This window comes from Agrobacterium burrii (assembly GCF_017313405.1).
GTDB classification, from domain to species: domain Bacteria; phylum Pseudomonadota; class Alphaproteobacteria; order Rhizobiales; family Rhizobiaceae; genus Agrobacterium; species Agrobacterium burrii.
Genome location: NZ_JAFLNA010000008.1, coordinates 182,287 through 202,249, shown reverse-complemented (window position 1 = coordinate 202,249; position 19,963 = coordinate 182,287). Strand labels below are relative to the sequence as shown.

Here is a 19,963-nt window from a genome sequence, read left to right as displayed (position 1 = left end):
ACCAGCCTTCAGCATTCTGCGGGGACAGGTTGTTGTCTGGGCCGCGCGCTCATCTTGGGAGTTAATGGATTTCCGCGCGGCTACCAACCTAAGCCCGCGGCACGTCTCCGAAGTGTTTTCAAAATACACATTGAACTGGGCCCTTCAAGGTGATTTCTCACCTGAGAAGACCCCCGTACCACTTTGATTTTTTGAGGAGATTTTATTAAATTTGTAGGCACCGAACACTTACGCTGCAGTTTCCGGTACTTGCTTCGATCCGTTTAAATTGTGCTCAAGGTCTGCGTGTGCTCTTGAGGCAACACTGCCGCAACGCAAAGTCTTGGAATTATTCGTCAGCGTCGTTTTTCTCGGACTTGGGGAAGGCCCAAAATCTCCGCGGACTGCAAAGCGAGCCACATCGCAGCAACGTCTGCGGTGTTGTTCAGCGACCGCCCGGTCAACGCTTCGATGCGTCGTATTCGGTAGGTCAGGCTGGTCTTGTGGATATGGAGCTTCTCCGCGGCGGACTGCCAGGATCGATTGTGCTCAAGGAAAATCTTCAAGGTGTAGATGAGCGATGTCTGGGACTCTTCATCATGATCGGCAACGTTGCCCAGGACATGACGGAACGTCTGGGTGGCGTCATCGAGGTTCTGAGGAAGCCAGGGGAACTTGTCCGCAACCTCTGAATAGAATACCGACGCCTGATCGGCGCTCGCATGGGCAAGGGCAAGTCGCGCCTCCCGAAGCGCGTCCTCCAGTCGGTCACAGCCCTCGATCTGATTGCTCAGTCCGAGTTTCGTTCCGAGAATGGCTTGCACTGCCGCAGCCGACTCTCGAGGCACCATCAAGAGAAGCTCATGTTCCCGGGGATTCAGCAAGATGGGAGCATCTGTCCGCTCGAACATCAAAGCCCATTCCGCGAATTGCAGTTCGCCTCTTGGTGTTACAGCGAGATGCGCAGACTCCAGTTTGATACCGAACTGCTCCACGCGTTTGCTGGCCCGGTTCCCCGACAAGCGCTGGTTCAACAGGTCGTCCATCAGTTCCGAACCGGACCTAAGGCTCCTTTCATTCTCAACATGCGAACGTTCAAGCGCGATGCCCAAAACCGCGGACATGTAGTTTAGGAGGCTATAGTCCAGATAGTCTTTGCCTACGCGCCGCGCCAGCAAGACGCATTTTCGACGTGACGGTATCGAAATCGCGAGTGCTTCTCCATCTTCGTCCGAGTGCCGGCGGACGACGGGCTGGGAATCTGCCGCATCCGGCTTCTGTTGCTGAAGAAACTGGAGCAGCTTAGGGGTGAGCTCGGCTTGGCGAGGCAACCAGAGCTGTTGCATCTGCGGGTCCCACAACGATAGTCCGGCGTGCACGTCTTTTTCCAGGCGCAACAGAAGCGCTTCGAGCTCGAGGCCCTCAATAGCCATTCGGGCGCTTATGCAAACCCTAGCGATAGCGTTGCGGCGCTCGAACTCCTCCGCCCGCGTCGCGTCGACAATGGCCTTCGTCACGCTGGCAAAGGGAACGCCATACTGGGTCAACAACAACGGGAAGCCCAACCGTTCGGCAGTCTCTTCCAGCGCATCCAGGTTGCTGGGTGCCTGCATGTTCTCGCCGATCATCATCCCGGCCAGTCCCGCCTGGGAGAGCGCCTCGACGTACCGGGTCTGATCAACCGGATCGGCGGGAATACCAATTCCGGTCGTCATCAGTAGATCGCCATCGCCAAGCCATTCCGTCGGATCGGGCAACTCGCAAACGTGTGCCCAGCGCACAAGGCGATCCCGCCCCGGTTCCCCGCTCACCATTCTGGTCCGGAGTTCCGGCGTGTTGATGATATCTATGATCCGCAAGGGCATGCGCCGGTTCCACCTCGTGTTTGACCTGCGCGAGTATATTTGTCGTCATGGGTTTGGCCACAAAGAAGACGCTGGCTTTGAGCCGTTTGCGCTACCTACTTCCCAGGAACGCTTGAAGTTCGAGGCTGCGGTTTCGTCAACTGAAGATTACATACGCTTTTCGAACAGTTTGGCGGATTTCCCATTCACCCTGCGTGTTGGCGGCGAAATAGATCGCATCGCCGGCGCGGAACTGCACGGTGTCTCCTCCGTCCACCGTGAAGCTTCCTTCGCCAGTGATGAAATAGCTGTACTCAGCCTGCGCAACGCCGCGGCGAAACCGACCCTCGCTGCATTCCCAAATGCCGGTGCTGCCTACCGGGATATCCTGATGAGCGGCGGTTCGAACCATCGCGACCTGTTCGCTCGTCGGAACCCCGACGGGCGAGGGAACGCTGAACGAATTTTTGTCTTCGACACGGATAATGATCGGCGTCATGAAAAGGCTCCTTAGGATTTGTCTTCGAGACCGGAAGGCGCGAGGCTGGCCAGCATTCTATCGAGAGTTGCCGGCGGTCGACCTTGCATTTCCGCCGTCTCCTTTCTGATGACAGCGCCGCGCACGAGGTTACCTCCGAGATAGCGCAGGGGTTCGGGAGGAAACGTCTTGCAGCGCCGGCCAACCAGCGAGGATCGGCTCCATGCATCGTCGCGCGCTAGCGCCAGGCTCGCGAGTATCCGGCCGCCCATCCGACTTGGCCCGACACCGTTGCCACTCCATCCAATGCCGTAGAAAATGCTTGGATGACGGTTCAAGTTGCCGAAGACCGGCAGACTGTCGTAGGTGCGGTCGATCGGCCCGGACCAGCTGTGTGCCACCGCGTCCTTGTTCAGGTCGGGGTAGGTGGACAACAGATCGGCTTTCGTCAGTTCGATGCTGTCCTCATCTTCGCTGAAAACCCCGTTGATCTCCGATCGGTAGCTTATCGCGCCGGTGCCCTTGCCGAATGCGATCCGTCCGTCGTGGGTCGTCCGGTAATAGTCGACCATCAATTGAGAGTCAGTGATGGATTCGCCTCCGGTCCAGCCGAGTTCCTCCAGCCGCTTTCCCAGAGGCTTCGTCACGACGATCGAGCTGTTGACGGGAGTAATCAGGCGGGCGAGCTCCGGGAGCGCCGACGACCACGCGTTCGTAGCCAGGACGACTTTGCCGGCCGAGATTGTTCCCGCGTTGGTATGCAAACGAACCGGGCCACCAGGATCAATTCTCACTACGCCGGAGCGTTCATAGATGGTGACACCGCGTTCGATCGCGACGCGACGCATTCCTTGCACGAGCGCGGCAGGTTGAACGGTGGCGTTGGAGGGTTCGAAGACACCCGACAGGTGCGTCGGAGAGCCGGTGCGCCGTTGCACTTCTTCACGTGTCAATCTCTCGAAGGGACGAACGCCCAGTCGTTCGCAGGCGTCGAGCGTGCCGTTCCACGAGTCCACGTGGGCGGGTGTGGTCGCTGTCCATAGCCAGCCCTTCTGCACGAAATGAGCGTCGATGGCATGCTCACGACAAAATTCACCGAGTTCTGAGATTGCCTGCTCGGAACTGCGCCCGAGGAACACTGCTTCCTCTCGGCTGCAAAACGAGGTCAGGGTGCCGATCTTGGGCCACCAGGACATGACGAAGCCGCCGTTCCTTCCCGACGCGCCACCACCACAGACATCCTGTTCGAGTATGACGACATTGCAGTCGGGCTCATGTTCCTTGATGGTCAGGGCAGTCCAGAGACCAACGAAACCGCCGCCCACGATGGCGACGTCGGCCTGATGGATGCCGGCCAACGCCGAACACGGATCGGTGGGTTCGATAGACTCCTGCCAGTAGCTGCGCTTGAGCGGTTTTGCGAACCGGAACTTCATGATCTCGTCCTACCCATGTTGGCGGGCCTGCTTCAGGGATTTGCTTCGGATTGGTTCTGCCATGATCGGCGCAAGCGGGCAGGGAGCATCGCCTTGAGAGATGTCCAACCCCAGAGCGGCCGTCGCAGTCCAATACCTTCGGGTGGCGCGGCACCATGACGTGCCGCGCATCCCAGTGACTAGCCATTCACAGAGTTGCCGGGTCTCAGGCCCTTAGCCGTGAGGTAGCAGCTTCATCGACCGTCAAAGTCTTGGGATCGATGACGACGCCGTAGTGGCTTTTTGCGGAGTCGATGGTGATGTACTCGTCGAGTACGTCCTCAAGCACATCGGCCGCCGGACGCTTCTTGGGGTTGCCCCAGCCACCGCCGCCCGTGCTTTCGAACATGAACGTCTCACCTGCACCGAACTTGTGTGAGGCAAGCAGGGGATTGTGCCACTCACCCGCGGCGTCAATCCCGCCGATGACCTCCAGCGACCCGTCCGACCGGATATGGCTTGCCCGCTGCACGGCACTCTCAAGGCCGCCGGCAGCGCCGGGGCTGCCAGCCAGGGTTCGGGAAGTCTCCATGCCCAGCTCGCCGCCTCCGAAGAACCGGACCTTGAACACGGAGCCGAGGCCACCACGGTACTGGCCAGCTCCGGCCGAATCCGTCCTGAGCTCGAATGCTTCGTAAGCGATGGGGAAGAACAGCTCAGCCGTTTCGGCTGCCATGTTCATGCAGTTGCCGAGCGGGTCCATGGTGACATTCATGCCGTCTGAGTAGGGCGTTCCGCCCCAGCCACCCGCCGGCAGGTCGGAGAACACGTCGGACTTGCCGCTTGCGTCGATGCAGCTTGCAACGAACCAGTTGGCATCCGAACATGTCGATCCCGTCACCCGCTCCGGAATGGCCTTGGCGAGGGCCTGCCAGATGGCGCTGGTGATCTTCGAGGCCGTCAACGTCGTGCAGCCGATCGTCGGTGCGGGCCACTGCGCGTTCAACCAGCACCCTTCCGGGAGGATCACCTCGATCGGGTTGAAAAGGCCCTGGTTCTGCGGTGCGTCCGGCGCAAGGAAGAACTGCAGAGAATAAAGCGCCGCCGACATCGTATTGGCCTTGGGTGAATTGATCGCACCCTGGCACATCGGATCGGTTCCGGTGAAGTCGACCTTGATCGAGGTGTCCTCGATTTCCAGACGCACCTTCACCTTGACGCGCTTCTGCGTGATCCCGTCGGTATCGGCATAGTCCTCGGCTTCATAGACGCCGTTCGGGATCGTGCGGATGCTCTCCCGGACCATCTTCTCGGTATAGGCCTGGATTTTCTTCATGGCCGCCCGGACGGTGTGGACTCCATAACGGTCGCAAGCGCGCTGCATTTCCTGCTCGGCTGCCAACAACGCCCCGAGGTGGGCCTGCACGTCGCCCTTGATAAAGTGAGGCGTGCGAGTGTTGTTGAGGATGATGGCGAGAAGGTCTTCGTTGAGCTTACCACCCGTGTAGATTTTCAGCGGGGGCAGGCGCAGGCCCTCGGCAGCGATATGGGTGCTGAAGGCCTGACCGCCAGCCCCGCCGCCGCCCAGGTCCATCCAGTGACCGCGGCTAACGCCATACCCGATCAGCTCCTTCTTGTAGAAGATCGGTTTGGTAAAGGTGATATCGTTGATGTGCGTGCCACCCCGATAGGGATCGTTGAGCACCAGCACGTCACCTTCATAGACATTGTCCTTGCCGATGCCTTTCACAGCCTCCTCGGCCGAGAACTTCATCGCGGCCAGATGAACCGGGCAATTCGCGGCCTGGCTGAGCAGTTGCAGGTCCGCGTCGTAAATCGCGTTCGAGAAGTCGAGCATATCCGCGAGGATCGGCGAAAACGACGACCGCTGTAGAACGGTGGCCATCCGGTCCGAGGCGAACTCGAAGATGCTGCGCATCACCTCGAAGGTGATCGGGTCGATATCGATATCGGTCTGAACGATCTGTTGGCTCATGGCTTTTCCTCCCATTAAACTTCGATTTCGATGATCAACGCGCCCATCGCATTCACGTGTGCCGAGGTTTTGGGCGGGAGAACGGTGCAGGCGTGCTCGTATTCGATGATCGCCGGGCCATCGATCCTGTGGTGAGTGGTAAGCGCTTCGCCTTCATAGACATCGCAGTTGGTCCACTTGCCGTCGAAATAGACGTCGCGCGCTCCCTTACGGGCGGCTCTGTCGTCGGCAGAATAATGTAGCTCGACCGGCGGCGGATCATCCATCCGGCCGATCGCCGTGACGCTGAACGACACGAACGCTGGAGCAAAGTCGTCGGAGCTGACGCCGAATTCCTGGAGGTGGACCCCATGGAATTCATTCTCGATGCCGGGCAGGTGGCCGGCAGTCAGTACGCCGTTCGGCAGCGGAGTATCGACTTCGTACGATTGCCCCACGTAGCGCATCTGCGCGCTGCGGACGATCTCGATTTCCTGCTCGTTGGCGAATCCCTGCTGGAGCAGCTCCTTCTTGGCCCTCGCTTCCAGGCCGTTCAGGATTTCATTGACCTTGCCGAGATCGGCGTCCTTCACCGGAGAGTAGTAGAACTGCTCGATGTCCTGGCGCAGGTCCATCACCGTTGCGCCAAAGGCCGAGGCGACGCCCGCGTGCGGCGGTACAATGACCTTGGGAATGTTCATAGACTTCGCCACGATGCAGGCATGCAGCGCGCCAGCGCCGCCGAAGCTGGCATAGACGAAATCGCGTGGATCACGGCCGCGGGCGACCAGGACCTTCTTCACCGCCTGCGCCATGTATTCGCAGCCAATGCGAATCATGCCTTCTGCGGTGGCGAGGGTCGACAGGCCGATCTGGTCAGCGAGCTTGTCCATCGCCTTCTTCGCCGCCGCCACGTCGAGATCGATCTTGCCGTTCAGCGTCGGGTCCAGTCGACCGAGCAGGAGGTTGGCGTCGGTGATGGTGGGCTGGGTGCCGCCGCGGCCATAGCAGACGGGACCTGGCTCCGAGCCCGCACTCTTGGGACCTACGCGCAACGAACCGCCCGCGTCGACCCAGCCGATCGAGCCACCGCCCGAACCGACGCTGTGAATGTCGAGCATAGGCACGACGATCGGCACTTCCCATTCCAGTTCATGGTCACGCGTGATCAGGCCCTTGCCGTGCTCGACGATGGAAACGTCAAAGCTCGTGCCACCGACATCCGTGTGCAGAATGCGGTCGAAGCCGCTCTGCTCCATTAGGTATCCGGCGTAGGCGACGCCGCCAGCGGGGCCGGATTCCAGCATGTCTTCGGGGTGCTGGCGAGCTGCGTCTGCCGACATCACGCCGCCGCTGCTCTTGAGGATGAGCAGCTTCCCCGTGAATCCGTTCTGGCTCAGACGATTTTCTAGGTCGTCCATGTACTTGACCATGACCGGCATGCAGGCAGCGCGGACGGCTGTCGTGACGAAACGGCCATGCTCGCGGAAGATGGGGCGGGTTTCGGCCGACAACACGATGTGGACGTTGGGGCAATACTCGCGAAGGATGTCGCGCATCTGCGCTTCGTGGTTGCCGCTGGCGTAAGAATTGATGAAGCCGATGGCAACAGACTGGATGCCAGAGGCCTTGATCTTCTGGGCAACGTCGCGTGCCGCGGCAACGTCGAGCGGCCGTTCGGTTTCACCGTGGACGTTGGTACGCTCGGGAACCGTAAACCGGAAGCGCCGCTTGATGATGGGCTTTGGCTTCGTCTGGTAGGGATCGTAGAGGTGCTGACGGTGCTGTCGCCCGATCTCGATCGTATCGCGGAAGCCTTCCGTCGTGATGAAGGCCGCGTCCGGATAACTGCGCTCGATCAAAGCGTTCGTCGCCGTAGTAGTTCCGTGCATCAGATACGAAATATCTGAAATATCGATTCCGGCTTTTACGATCGACTCAAGCACCGCTATTGAACGATCTTGCTTGGTTGTCAGAACCTTGGCGGTAACTTGCTTACCTGTTCTCTCTTCCCAAGCGAACAGATCGGTAAAAGTACCACCAACGTCAATGCCAACTCTCCACATCTCTACCTCCCTTGCATGCAGATGTTTGAACGATGGCGATATAGTTCATCCGGGGTGCCGAAGGGTCAATCATTCGATCATAGGAATTGAAGCTAAAGAACTGTTCGATCGCACTATGCCCGGATCGTTGGTCCCTCATGAGAGAGGTGTTAGCGTTCGCCCTGTCTTCGTAGAATGGAGGAAAACGATGTCGGGCAGCTTTTCTGGTTTTTGGATCGCACGTGTAGGGAGGAAGCTTCGATGACCATTTCCCATCGCCTACTCGCCAAGCTCAAGGACCCATCCTTGGTCACCGACAAGGCCCTGATCGCAGGTCAATGGATTCCCCGCAGCGATAGCGGCGACGTTTTCGAAGTGACCAACCCGTCCGACGGCGAGGTCATCGCAACATTGCCGGACATGGGGCGAGCCGAAACTGCTAGAGCCATCGAAGCTGCGAACAAAGCTCAGAAAGAATGGGCTAAAAAGACCGGCAAAGAACGCGCTGCGGTCCTTCGGAACCTCTACGACCTAATGGTAGCCAACGCCGATGACTTGGCGACAATATTGACGATGGAGATGGGCAAACCTCTCTCCGAGGCACGCGGAGAGATTCTTTACGGCGCGTCCTATGTCGAATGGTTCGGAGAGGAGGCCAAGCGTGTCTATGGTGACACGATCCCCGGCCATCAACAGGACAAACGCATAATTGTTATCAAGCAGCCTGTCGGTGTAGTTGCGGCCATAACGCCGTGGAATTTCCCGAACGCCATGCTGGCCCGCAAGTTTGCACCGGCAGTAGCGGCCGGGTGCTCCATGGTCGCAAAGCCCGCAGCGGAGACACCACTTTCAGCGTTGTCACTGGCCGTGCTCGCGGAGCGCGCAGGCCTGCCCGCCGCCGTCTTCAACGTGATCACGTCCGCGGATTCGGCTTCGATCGGCAAGGAATTCACCGAGAATGACAAGGTCCGCAAGCTCACCTTCACCGGTTCAACGGGGGTCGGCAAGATTCTGATGCGGCAGGGTGCCGACCAGATCATGAAGCTCGGACTCGAACTGGGCGGCAACGCACCCTTCATCGTCTTCGATGACGCAGACGTGGATGCTGCCGTAGAGGGCGCAATGGTGTCCAAGTACCGCAACAACGGTCAGACGTGCGTCTGCGCCAATCGTCTCTACATTCAATCAGGCGTCTATGACGCTTTCGCCGACAAGCTCGCAGCCAAAGTGGCGGCCATCAAAGTCGGCGACGGTTTCGAGCCTGGCGTTGGTGCCGGGCCCCTTATCACTGAAAAAGCCGTGACCAAGGTAGAGGAGCATATCGCGGACGCCCTGGAGAAGGGGGCGACCGTCAAGGTCGGCGGCAAGCCTCACCGGAACGGTGGCCTCTTCTATCAGCCCACGATCCTGACGGAGGTTACCTCGGACATGAAGGTGGCGTCTGAGGAAACCTTCGGCCCGGTCGCACCGCTCTTCAAGTTCGAGACCGAAGATGACGTCATCGAGATGGCAAACAATACCGAGTTCGGCTTGGCTTCCTACTTCTACTCCAAGGACGCTTCAAAAATCTTCCGGGTGGCCGAAGCGCTCGAATACGGCATCGTCGGGATCAATACCGGGCTGATTTCCACGGAAGTCGCCCCCTTCGGCGGGATCAAGCAGTCAGGACAGGGTCGCGAGGGCTCGAAATACGGCATCGAAGACTATGTCGAGATCAAGTACCTCTGCTTGAGCATCTAGGAGGCCGACTGCATACCTAGATTATCACCCGCCACGGTCGCTTGACGCGGGTTGCGGCGAGGCCGGCGCGACCAGTCAAGGGGTTCAGGGCTGCCAGTTGTGTGGCGCACCTCGCACGCCACACCTCAGCGACTAGAATGCCCTAAACCGAATGTTGTCGAGCGACCTGATATTGGTGTCGTGCGCTTGATTCAGCGCCTGATTCTTCCGCTGCGCGACGCCAGGGGCGCGGCAAGGTGGCAAGTAGTTGGCCCAAGCGGGGGTGCCGTGTGGAAGCTTAGGTTTGTACTCCCATCGGGTTCCATTCCGGGTGCCTGCATATGCGTCTCTGATGCAGACGGGGAGGAACGTGAACGCAACCTGATTTAGAGCCTCCCGCCTGTGATTGAAGAGGCCGCTATCGCTGTTTGGGCCTTCAAAGTGTTTAAGTTCCCAACTTGGCCCCCCGCTCACGCTCATGGTGGTCGTGAAATCGATCACCGCATGAATCTGACCGCCGGTATACTTGTCCTCGACGGTGCTGCTGACGTTGGGATAGGACGCGCTTTTCGGCCAGACGGAAATGTCGTTCATGCTCGACGCTACGAGACCCATTTTCAGGTTCTCCTCAAGCCCAATGCGGCCCGCCAGCTCACGACCTTGGCCGCATGGCACAGAAGGTTTGGCAGCAGGCGGCTGCTCCGACCCCGCGACGAGACGCTCGAAGTCAACCGAATGATAGGTCGTGTTCGATCTATGCCCCTTTTGACTAACCTCGGCATTCACGCCGATCTCGAAGGGATGGGCGCTCGACCCGAGGCCAGGGAATGACAGAGACGGATTGCTACCCGTTGTCTGGGTGGCGTCGATGGTAAGTTCCACTTCGCCCACGTACGCGATAGCACCAAAGATGTTTTTCATCGTAAATTTACGGCTCTCGTCATCGGTGACGCGATCAGCAAGCCGGAGTGACGGATCGTTTAGGAACTGGGGCATCTCCTCGTGGCTGTTGGCAGCGTCCCATAATTCGCACTTCAGGTTGGCCATAATGGAAGCGACGCGCACTATCGGGCTTCCGTACGCTTTTTCTGTCGGTGTAAGATCGAACGCCGGCACATTTGTGCAGCCCGACAGCATCGTTCCGGCGACTATCAGGTATCCAGACTTCCTCATTTCGACTCCCCCAAACGAAATTTAGAAAGTTGAAATCAAGAATCACCTAACTACAACTGGTGGCTGTTGTAGTCTCAGGGTTTTGCACAAGTACGCTTGGCCGGGTGGACCTTCGTCCGTGCCAGTCGACAACCAAGTTCACCCTGAGTAAGGTGGTGAATGTCGAAAGGGTGGAGTTGCCGGCATGTCCGAGGATCAGGGCGTCAAGCAGCCAGGAAAATTGGGTGTTGATTCGTTCGGGTCCGGGCTGGGTACGGACTTCAAACCGCTCGGGAAGCGTATTTTGGTAGCCCCGGGTCGAAACCACCCCAAATTGGTTGCACGAAACAGTCGCGAACGCTCCCCAAAGCCGACTGTCCGCAAGCCTCGCCAAGACGATTGAGGCCCGGGCCAAACAGCCACGCCACACTCGCTCCCGCAATATGCCGATACAACTTGCTTTTGAAAGCGTGTTCCGGCATCCCGGTGCAGAGCACGCGATTTCCTGCGGGTTTTACCTGACAGAATTGCCGCGAAGTCTTCTTTTCACGTTCTCTCGGACGCATTACAATCGCGAGCATAAATGAGGGACTCGATTTTGAAACGTGGGATGCACGAATGGAGCAGGGTCGAAGGCGAGCGGCGAATCCGTGAGGTTCTCGACAACGCTAAGGCCGGCCATCCGCAGACGATCCGCGACGTTGACGGTTCGTTCGAAATACGCTTCGTCGGCGCTTCAGGAAAAGAACACGCAGGAGACTTTCTCGCGCGCGGAGGTCCCGATAACGAGTAGCGCCGACTTCGACGGTCCGCCCCGCGGCCCTAAATCGCTCAATCGCTGCACTTGAATTGTGAACAACCGTCATCACTCGCGTCGTCTCGCACGATAGTCGAGATAAGTTGCCCAACTCTATTTGCCTGATCAGGCGACCATGACGGGCACAGCGTCGCTCCCCAACGCATCGGCGTCGTATCGCGGCAGCGCCCACATTCCATTCGCCGGATTGTAGACGCCGGGAAGAGGAAAGAAGCGATTGATCGTTTCGAAATCCCTGACGTTCATCGTGGCGATCGGCATGTCGTAGACGATTGACGTCGCAGCGATGAAGAGGTCCTGACCCGGTTTTTTCCTGTCTGCGTTCTCGTTCACTAGCCACAAGTGTGTCAACGGCTTGCAACAAAGCAGCTTGCCCAAAACGCGAGCTACTTCAGGCGTTGCCACCGGGTACTCGAAGTCGGTTTCAAGTAACCCGTCCATCCATCGCCAGAGTTCTTCGGCTTTATCGGGGTCGGAGCGGTGTTTGTCTGCGATCCCGGTTTCCACCTCGAGGAGGACCGCAAACGGGATGGCGACGCGATGCTGCTGCCGGAGCCAGGCCGAAATCCTGGGGTGAGGGCGGGGTTTACTGGACTCACTAAGTATATTGGTGTCGAGCAGGAAAATATCGGTAGCCATGCTTCCCAACGTCCGCTGAATTTTCCGACTCACGGTCGCCGCTTGTGGTTAATACCGTGTAAATCGCCTTGGCGATTAACCAAACTTGTCCGGAGGAATTGACTTCTCCGAGAATGTTCTCTAAACGTTCCCCGCATGACCCAGGACTTGATGTTTCCGATACGAATAGGTTGAGCAACTGCCGCGCCAGCGGAAGTTCCCATACGATTTGTATCGAGGTCATCTATGGCATCCTCAGATCACATTCAGCAGAAGCTTCGCGGTATCGTTGAAGCTACACCTCAGCACACAAATTTTCGGCCAACAGTGAAAGGACCGGCACGTCCTACGTTCCGATCCAAGGTCGTCCGCGACCTTTCGACTATTTTGGACCTTAACCGCAGTGTCCTCTCTTGGTCCTGCAATCCTCCGCCCTTCGCGGTCGGCGGCAGGGATTACGCCCCCGATCTCCGCATGCAGGACGCGGATGGCGGTTGGTGGATGCTTGATGCATTCGATCGCAAGCTTCCGGCTGACGCCGAGGTTGTCGCTGCAGCAGCAGCCCAGCAGTCCGGTCGCTATCGGATCGTCGATCGATCCGAAATCTACGATGGTTTTCGTTTAAGGAACGCCAGCGACCTTCTCCGGTATGCCGGCCATAATGTCCCGTTGGGGGATCGCGTGAGACTCCTCGCCATTCTCGACGAGAACGGATCATTGTCCTTTGCCGATTGCCTGCAGGTCCTGCGGGAAACCCAGCCGGTTGCGGCACTCGCCTCTCTCATTCTTCAGGGGTTGGTCGAGGTCGACCTTGACGAGTCCCTTATCGGGCCGGAAACGATGGTGCGTCGAATACGAGCTTGATGCCGCCCCTAGTCGTCCATCCCATCGCAGAGGCTCATCATGACTTACCACGCGACGCGCACCAAACCTGCGCAGAACCTGGCGACACTCGTTGCCACCATGCTCATCAGAGCTAGCATCCGACCATTCCTGACTGCTTCGAATTTTATGGTGGCAATCAAGATTCCGGACAGGATCGACGTTGAACTGTATGAAGCGGCCACGCGCCAGTTGCTGAAGCGGGACCACATTATCGAAATCGACGATGGAGTGATCGTCAATGAGGCGACGGAGGTCAGTCAGACGGGCTGGAATCTGATTTCCAAATTTCGGGATGTCGGCCGTGTTGTCATCTTCTACACGGACGAGGACGAAATCTCTTCGGACCTGGCTGTCATGATTGACTACCGGACGTCCATTGCCTCTCCGCGTGGAGTTCACTTCGCGGCGGCCGCAAAACGGCTCGGAGTACCGATGGCCGAGGAAGATGCCGCATATCTGGCTACGAAGCCCTTGCGGGACGTGCGCCTTGCGATCCGTCCAGGACGACCCGTCCGTCGCCTCGTTCGGCACTTGCAAGCACTCCCCGAAAGAGATGTCGAGCCGGCTCCCAAGGTCCTCGCACCGGGCGCGGTTCTGCTCGAACGCATGTATGGATACGGGCAAGCAAAGAGCTGGGGCCTTCAACTGGCCGAGGATATCAAACGGTGGATGCGGGGCGAGATCGAGTGGAGGGACGTTGATCGCGGTATCCTCTTGAACGGGCCACCGGGGTCGGGGAAAACGACTTATGCCCGGGCTCTGGCGAACACCTGTGGGATTGCGCTTATTGCGGAATCTGCCGCATCTTGGCAGGCGAGAGGTCATCTCGGCGACATGCTCAAGGCCATGCGTAAATCGTTCGCAACAGCACGCGGTGCCCAGCCATGCATCCTGCTTCTTGATGAATTCGACAGTTTCGGCCATCGCGGGTTCGCCACAGACGGCCAAAACTATGACTACAAGGTCCAGGTGGTAAATGGCCTCCTGGAGTGCCTCGATCCCAGCGACGGGCGCGAAGGCGTTGTTGTGATCGCCACGACAAACAATGCCAAAGCAATCGACCCCGCCTTCCTCCGGCCGGGGCGGCTGGAACGGGTTATCGACATTGCGCTGCCGGACGCGGACGCGCGGAAAGCGATCTTGGAGTTTCATCTTCGTCACGAATACACGGGCAACGTTGAACAGTTCCGAAGCGCGACGGAGGGGTGGTCCGGAGCAGAAATCGAAAAGCTTGCCCGAGATGCTCGCCGTCTGGCGCGCCAGGCCGAACGGCCAGAGGTGACGGAAGGCGACATCCTCGCCGTTATGCCGCCCGTGGTACATCTCACCCAAGATGAACGCTTTCGTCTGGCCGTACATGAGATGGGCCATGCTATCGTAGGGTATTCCCTCAGGCCCGACAGTCTCGTGAAGGTCACGATCACTGGGAGGAGGCCTGCGACGAAAAGCTGGAGCCAGATTGGCACGACGCAATTCGAAGAACCGTTCCCGTTCATGCCTACCGCTAAACATTTCCAAGATGTCATCGCGATCTTTCTAGCCGGCATGGCGGCAGAACGCGCTGTATTCGGAGATCATTCGGCCGGCTCCGGAGGCGACGCCTCGGCCGACCTGGCGATCGCGACCGACTTCGCGACCATGATCGAACGGAGCTTCGGTTTCGGAGACGGGCTGCTGACGGACATGGGAACGGGAAGCCGCCCGCTCGAAAGCCTGCGCTTGGCTGACCCAATGCTCAGGGAAGCGGTTCGCCAACGGCTCGATACCGAATACCAACGTGCCGCAGCCATTCTCCTGGCCAGCAAAAGCGCGTTGGAACTCCTGGCCAGTCGCTTATCCGAAACCCTCGAACTTGGCGTGGAAGAGGTCCGCGAGGTCTTCGCGCAGACGCCAGGCGTGAAAACCAGCCGGCTTCGAAGACGGAGGTCCCAAGCATGAAGATTTGGACCATCTCCGACCTACACCTTGAGTTTGGCGTTCCCTTTGGCAAGCCTGCTCCCGCAGACGCGGATGTCCTGGTCTGTGCCGGCGATTTGCTGACACGCGGGGTTGTCGCGAGCATCGAATGGCTGGCGCATAACATCGCCCCTTCGCGTCCGGTCGTTTGTGTCGCCGGAAATCACGAGTTCTACGGAGGCTCGATTCAGGAAGGTCTCCGGAATGCGCGCGAAGCCGCCAGCCGCCATCCCAATTTGCACTTTCTCGAAAATGACGCGGTCGAAATCTCAGGCGTTCGGTTCATCGGCGGCACCTTATGGACCGACTTCCGTCTTCTCAGCAGCGACCCTCAATTTGCAATGACGGCCGCCCAATCCGGCATGAACGACTTTCGAAAGATCAAGTTCGCGAAGGTGCCATTCCAAAAATTCAAACCCATCCACGCCTACCGCAAACATATGGAGACGCGAGCGTTCGTTGCCTCGGAACTGGAGAAGGCACGGACAAAAAAGACCGTGGTCGTTTCGCATCATGCTCCGTCGGCGCGCTCCATTTCGAACGAGTTTCGGAGCGATCCACTTGCGCCGTGCTACGCATCTGATCTCGAAAACCTGATCTTCGAAACGCCACCGGCGCTGTGGGTTCACGGCCACGTCCATCATCGGAACGACTATTCGATCGGCAGCTGCCGGGTCGTCTCGAACCCAAGGGGATATCCGGGCGAGAGGACGAACTTCGACCCAGCGTTCATCGTCGAAATCTAGGAGCGGCTAGAATTGCAGGCCGGGTACATATTCCGAGACGTAATCTGGCTTTGGTCCACCTAAGGACTGAGGAATGTAGGCGAGTCCTTTCCAACCGTAGGCTCTCTTGAGATGGTCTCGCAGACCTTTCCGAATGCTAGCGCCCCTCGACGCAAGATCGAAGGAGCGATCTCCCTCGAGGAGATGAATGGCCGGACGAGGGCAATCACGGTAGTCCAGGTGATCGTCGAGGTTGCCCCTCTCTGTTTCCGAGCCGGTCAAAGAGAAGACCAGGAAATCGTCGGCCTCGATGACGCCTGACACCCGGCTTAACGCGTCGGCGACGGTGGCGTCTTCGGCCAACGACGAGCAGACGTATGCGACACAGTCGACGCGTTCCGGATGCGGGTCGTGATGCTGCGCAAGCAAAATCGTCGTGCTTCTTACGAAGCCTTTCGGCGGCAAGAACTTGTTCCAGAGCGTGGAAATGGTCACCCTGGCTCCATTCTTTGCCAACGCTTCTGCGAATCCCAGTGCGAAAAACTCGCGGTCTTGAGCAGAGGTGACGATAGCGAACGACTTGTCGGTTGTGTCGGCCTGCTCAGCGAATTTCACCGCAAGGGAAGCCCCGGCGATTTTCATGTTGTGCTCGAACGCTTCGGAGCCAGGCGATCTCTGATCGAGCAGGAGAGCGATCATATCGTCAACTTCGGAATCAGTCATCGTCGCCACAGCCATCCCCGTCCTCCTCCTCAGCCCGCTCTTCCATGTATGCCCGAAGCTGTTGGGCATTCGTGAAGTGGTTATCCATCACCAAATCCTGGAAAACTTCGCCGGAAAGACCGCCCAGTTCGATCGGAGCCCGGCCAGAAATATTTTCCACACTCGTAAAAAATATTACTCCGTTGAAAGCGACAAACTTAATGCCGTCGATCTGGTCAAGTTTCTCTTGCACTCCTTCGTTGAAACCCTGCTGCTGGTATCGCACTAAACCGTGGGTGAGCCGCGCAACGTCAGCTAAGACTCTGTCGACCGTCTCCTCACAGCCTGACGCGAGGTCCTGAAAAGCCCGCTGGAATCCTTCGTATGCCGTCGCAACATCATTGTGGTTGTCAATCAGCGTCCAAAATTCACCCCTTATCGGCATCCAATTTTGACCCCCCTGGTGGTGTAGATCAGCGCTTGGCCTGCCCGGCGCTGGCCGGGGTTGCAGAGGGTAGGCCAAGTGCGGGTGATGGGTGTCTTCGACTTTAGCTTTGAGAGCGGTTTTTGAAGCGCCAGGACTCGTTCCCGGTTTCGACGATCTCGCAGTGGTGGGTCAGGCGGTCGAGGAGCGCCGTCGTCATTTTGGCGTCGCCGAACACTGTCGGCCATTCTCCAAAGGCCAGGTTCGTGGTGACGATGACCGAGGTGCGCTCGTAGAGCCTGCTGATCAGATGGAACAGCAGTTGGCCACCGGCCTGGGCAAATGGCAGATAGCCGAGTTCGTCGAGGATGATGAAGTCGAGACGGTTGAGATTGTCGGCCGTCCGCCCCTGCTTGCCGCTGCGGGTTTCCGTTTCCAACCGATTGACCAGATCGACGACATTGAAGAAGCGCCCGCGTGTCCCATTGCGGATCAGTGCACGGGCAATCGCGATGGCCAGATGGCTCTTTCCGGTTCCCGTGCCGCCGACGAGGACGACGTTGCGCTGATCGGCGACGAAGGTGCCGGTGGCCAGCTCCCGCACCAGGGATTCATTGACGGGCGTATCGGCGAAGTCGAAGTCGTCGATGTCCTTGGCGAGCGGCAGCTTGGCGATGCTGAGCTGGTAGCGAATGGAGCGTGCCTGCTTCTCGGCGATCTCCGACTGCAAGAGTTCGCCGACGATGCGGGGCGGTTCGTGCTGCCGCTTGATGCCGTTGCCCATGACCTCGTCGTAAGCGCTACGCATTCCATAGAGCTTCAGCGTGCTCATCAGTTCGAGAACCTGTGTGCGTTCCATCAGCTTGCCCTCCTGAGGCTGTCATAGCGGGCGCAGTCGGCGACCGGCTCATGGGTCAGTCGTAGCGCATCCGGGGTTTGCAGGGTTGCGGTCGGAGCCGGATCACGGCTCCGGGCCAGAATGTTGAGGATTACCGAGGCCGAGCAGACGCCGTGCTCCAAAGCCTCCTGACAGGCAGCATCGACGGCCGCCAGACCGTCGGTGGGAACACAGCCGAGGATGGTGACCATTTGCCGATCACCGTCATGGACGCTCTTCAGCCGCCGGCGCACTTTCTCCATGGCTGCGGGCAAGACCCATTCCCGGAACGGCGCTCCGTTGCGCAAAGCACCGGGTTTTCGGGCCAGAACAGGGACATAATGCCAGGGATCGTAGACCGTCTCGCCACGGCCAAAGCAACGAGTATGCTCACCGACGTTCACGCCATCCTGCCGGATCACGATCTTCTCGGCATAGGCATGAACCTCGACAGGGCGGCCGACCGCAGTCGAGAGGACGGAGTATTTGTTGTTGTCGAAGCGGACGGTGCAGGTCTTCGACACCGAGGCCGGAACGCAGTGGAAACCGTCGAACGGGCCGACATACTGCACCAGGCTGCCGCGCTCCGCCTCGAACATCTGCCAGATCATCCGCTCGGTCTGCTCGGGATGGCGGTGTGCCTTGGCGTAGGCGATGCACTTATCGAGCAGCCAGACGTTCAGCTCTTCCAGGCTTTTGACCCGCAGGCGTGGGGTGAAGAAGCGTTCGCGCACGAGACCAACCTGGTTCTCGACCTGTCCCTTCTCCCATCCGGATGCGGGCGTGCAGGCGACCGGGTGGACCAGATAATGGCTGCACATCTGCAGGAAGCGGCGATTGTATTGCCGCTCCTTTCCAACGAACACCGCTTCGACCGCTGTCTTCATGTTGTCGTAGATGCCGCGCGTGCAGGTGCCATGGAAGAAAGCGAACGCCTTGTCGTGTGCGTCGAACACCATCTCCTGACTCTCGCGCATGTAGGCCCGGACGAACATCATCCGGCTGTGGCAGAGCCGGACATGCGCCACCTTCACGGTCGTCGTCACGCCGTTGATCAGAATGATTTCGTGGCTCCAGTCGAACTGGTAAGCCTCACCAGGCGCGTAGTAGAGCGGTACATAGGCTTCCGCCGTCACGGCTCCCCGGTTCTTCGCCCAGGTCTTGGCATATCGCCGGATCGCGTCATAACTGCCATCGTAGCCGAGTGCCCGAACCTCCTCGTAAATCCGGATCAACGTCAGCCGTTCACGCGACGGCTTTCCCTCATTGGCTGTCAGAAACCGCTCGATCTCGGCCTTCCAGGCTCCGATCCTTGGCAGCGGTTGCCGTGCGCGTTCATAGGTAAAATCGGTCTCGTCGGAGCGCAGTATCTTGCGAACCGTGTTGCGCGACACGTGGAGTTCCCGGACGATCTTCTTCATCGACCAGCCCTGCACATGGAAGGCCCGTCGAACACGCGCAATCGTATCCACTCGCTTCAACTCCCGCTCCATCCGCCGCAAAAAGCCGGATGGTCAGATGAAATCTGAGGGGGGTCAAAATTGGACGCCGATTACCCCGCCAAGGGGGTCAAATTTGCACGCCGGAACACAATTGTGGTCGAACTCGAGGTAAATGCGTCTCTTTCCTGCGAGCTTCTCCAGGAGGGGGCCTTGTTTTTCGAAAGGCAATAGGTCTGTAACCGATTGAATGAACCCGGGGACCTGAAGGTTAATCTCAGTCGGCTTAGACGTGTTGGGGAAAAAGATGACGTCAATCCACTCAGCGCGGGAGCCATTCAGCGTGTGGAAGACGTCCGGGTTCGCGAGAACGAGGCGATAAGAGGAGGGGCGGCTATGCCTCTCATTGAACAATTTTTGATTGTGGAAGTTCCAGCGGATCGTCTTTGGAGCTTTGCCCCAGATTTCTTTGCCAGTCTTCATCTCGAAGTGTCGAAAGAGATTGCCCTTCCTGATGACGACGTCGTCGATATACATTCCCGCTGCTTGCCACGTAATGTGAACGGCTGTCGCATCGAGCTTCCCAAGCAAGACCCTTTTCGCCAACTTAATCAGTTCGAATGCGGCAACGAAAACTTCGTACTCGGTCCCGCTCCGACCGTCGGCACCGCCGTCGGTTTTCTGACGAAGATAGTCTTTATGGGAAATGGGGACGTCAGGATCGTCTAGCGGCGTCGTCATTTAAGCTCCGTGGACCGAGATGCCGTTTTCATAGAAGGTCAAAAGGAAACGTTCGGTTAGCCTGCACACAACTTGTGTTTCGACCGCTCACGCCCGGGAAACCGGGACGGAGGGGCCCAAGTCCTCTTGACGAGCAAGTCCGCAAACAGATGGGCCTTGCCCGCCGCACGGA

General features: G+C 58.6%; 15 protein-coding genes and 1 pseudogene. 4 read left to right on the top strand and 12 right to left on the bottom strand.

Features of this window, described 5'->3' with window-relative positions; all coding sequences use genetic code 11:
* Window positions 1-335 precede the first annotated feature (335 nt).
* The 5 genes from JZX89_RS16290 to JZX89_RS16270 form a co-directional block, all read right to left on the bottom strand.
* Window positions 336-1,844 (bottom strand): PucR family transcriptional regulator, encoded by a 1,509-nt coding sequence (locus tag JZX89_RS16290; RefSeq protein ID WP_207134730.1) that lies wholly within the window; start codon window positions 1,842-1,844, stop codon window positions 336-338.
* 136 nt (window positions 1,845-1,980) lie between these two features.
* Window positions 1,981-2,322, bottom strand: coding sequence for a cupin domain-containing protein (locus JZX89_RS16285; RefSeq protein WP_207134729.1), 342 nt, complete (start codon window positions 2,320-2,322; stop codon window positions 1,981-1,983).
* 11 nt (window positions 2,323-2,333) lie between these two features.
* Entirely contained in the window at window positions 2,334-3,737 is a 1,404-nt protein-coding gene (locus tag JZX89_RS16280; RefSeq protein WP_207134728.1) for an NAD(P)/FAD-dependent oxidoreductase, read from the bottom strand.
* Between the two features lie 205 nt (window positions 3,738-3,942).
* Window positions 3,943-5,712, bottom strand: a complete 1,770-nt coding sequence (locus JZX89_RS16275) for a hydantoinase B/oxoprolinase family protein (RefSeq protein ID WP_207134727.1) — start codon at window positions 5,710-5,712, stop codon at window positions 3,943-3,945.
* A 14-nt stretch (window positions 5,713-5,726) separates the two neighbouring features.
* Window positions 5,727-7,757: a hydantoinase/oxoprolinase family protein gene (locus JZX89_RS16270; protein ID WP_207134726.1), complete on the bottom strand. Its 2,031-nt coding sequence runs from the start codon at window positions 7,755-7,757 to the stop codon at window positions 5,727-5,729.
* 240 nt (window positions 7,758-7,997) lie between these two features.
* On the opposite strand from JZX89_RS16270, the gene JZX89_RS16265 reads away from it, so the two are divergent.
* Window positions 7,998-9,476 carry an NAD-dependent succinate-semialdehyde dehydrogenase gene (locus JZX89_RS16265; protein WP_207134725.1) on the top strand — a complete coding sequence of 493 codons (1,479 nt, stop codon included), beginning with the start codon at window positions 7,998-8,000 and terminating at the stop codon, window positions 9,474-9,476.
* A gap of 132 nt (window positions 9,477-9,608) precedes the next feature.
* Here JZX89_RS16265 and JZX89_RS16260 read toward each other — a convergent pair whose 3' ends face one another.
* Together JZX89_RS16260 and JZX89_RS16255 are read right to left on the bottom strand one after the other, a co-directional pair.
* Window positions 9,609-10,628: a hypothetical protein gene (locus JZX89_RS16260; RefSeq protein ID WP_207134724.1), complete on the bottom strand. Its 1,020-nt coding sequence runs from the start codon at window positions 10,626-10,628 to the stop codon at window positions 9,609-9,611.
* Between the two features lie 901 nt (window positions 10,629-11,529).
* Window positions 11,530-12,063 carry a PIN domain-containing protein gene (locus JZX89_RS16255; protein WP_207134723.1) on the bottom strand — a complete coding sequence of 178 codons (534 nt, stop codon included), beginning with the start codon at window positions 12,061-12,063 and terminating at the stop codon, window positions 11,530-11,532.
* Window positions 12,064-12,543: 480 nt separating this feature from the next.
* On the opposite strand from JZX89_RS16255, the gene JZX89_RS16250 reads away from it, so the two are divergent.
* The 3 genes from JZX89_RS16250 to JZX89_RS16240 are packed head-to-tail and all read left to right on the top strand — an operon-like array spanning window position 12,544 to window position 15,629.
* The gene (locus tag JZX89_RS16250) at window positions 12,544-12,906 is read left to right on the top strand and encodes a hypothetical protein (protein WP_207134722.1); all 363 of its coding nucleotides are present in this window, start codon (window positions 12,544-12,546) and stop codon (window positions 12,904-12,906) included.
* Window positions 12,907-12,945: 39 nt separating this feature from the next.
* A complete protein-coding gene (locus JZX89_RS16245; protein WP_207134721.1) occupies window positions 12,946-14,865 on the top strand; it encodes an AAA family ATPase in 1,920 nt (639 codons plus the stop codon).
* Window positions 14,862-15,629: a metallophosphoesterase gene (locus JZX89_RS16240; RefSeq protein ID WP_207134720.1), complete on the top strand. Its 768-nt coding sequence runs from the start codon at window positions 14,862-14,864 to the stop codon at window positions 15,627-15,629. The genes JZX89_RS16245 and JZX89_RS16240 overlap by 4 nt, the downstream gene beginning before the upstream one ends.
* Window positions 15,630-15,635: 6 nt before the next feature.
* Here the strand turns inward: JZX89_RS16240 and JZX89_RS16235 are convergent, their stop codons facing one another.
* The 5 genes and pseudogenes from JZX89_RS16235 to JZX89_RS16215 form a co-directional block, all read right to left on the bottom strand.
* Window positions 15,636-16,346, bottom strand: a complete 711-nt coding sequence (locus JZX89_RS16235) for a hypothetical protein (RefSeq protein ID WP_207134719.1) — start codon at window positions 16,344-16,346, stop codon at window positions 15,636-15,638.
* On the bottom strand, window positions 16,324-16,755 hold the full coding sequence (locus JZX89_RS16230) for a hypothetical protein (protein WP_207134718.1): 432 nt from the start codon (window positions 16,753-16,755) through the stop codon (window positions 16,324-16,326). The genes JZX89_RS16235 and JZX89_RS16230 overlap by 23 nt, the downstream gene beginning before the upstream one ends.
* Before the next feature lie 103 nt (window positions 16,756-16,858).
* A complete protein-coding gene (istB, locus tag JZX89_RS16225; RefSeq protein WP_060528836.1) occupies window positions 16,859-17,593 on the bottom strand; it encodes an IS21-like element helper ATPase IstB in 735 nt (244 codons plus the stop codon).
* Window positions 17,535-19,092 (bottom strand): annotated as a pseudogene (istA, locus tag JZX89_RS16220) (IS21 family transposase). Before istA ends, istB begins: the two are co-directional and overlap by 59 nt.
* Window positions 19,093-19,146: 54 nt before the next feature.
* Window positions 19,147-19,791, bottom strand: a complete 645-nt coding sequence (locus JZX89_RS16215) for a hypothetical protein (RefSeq protein WP_207134716.1) — start codon at window positions 19,789-19,791, stop codon at window positions 19,147-19,149.
* Window positions 19,792-19,963: the final 172 nt, after the last annotated feature.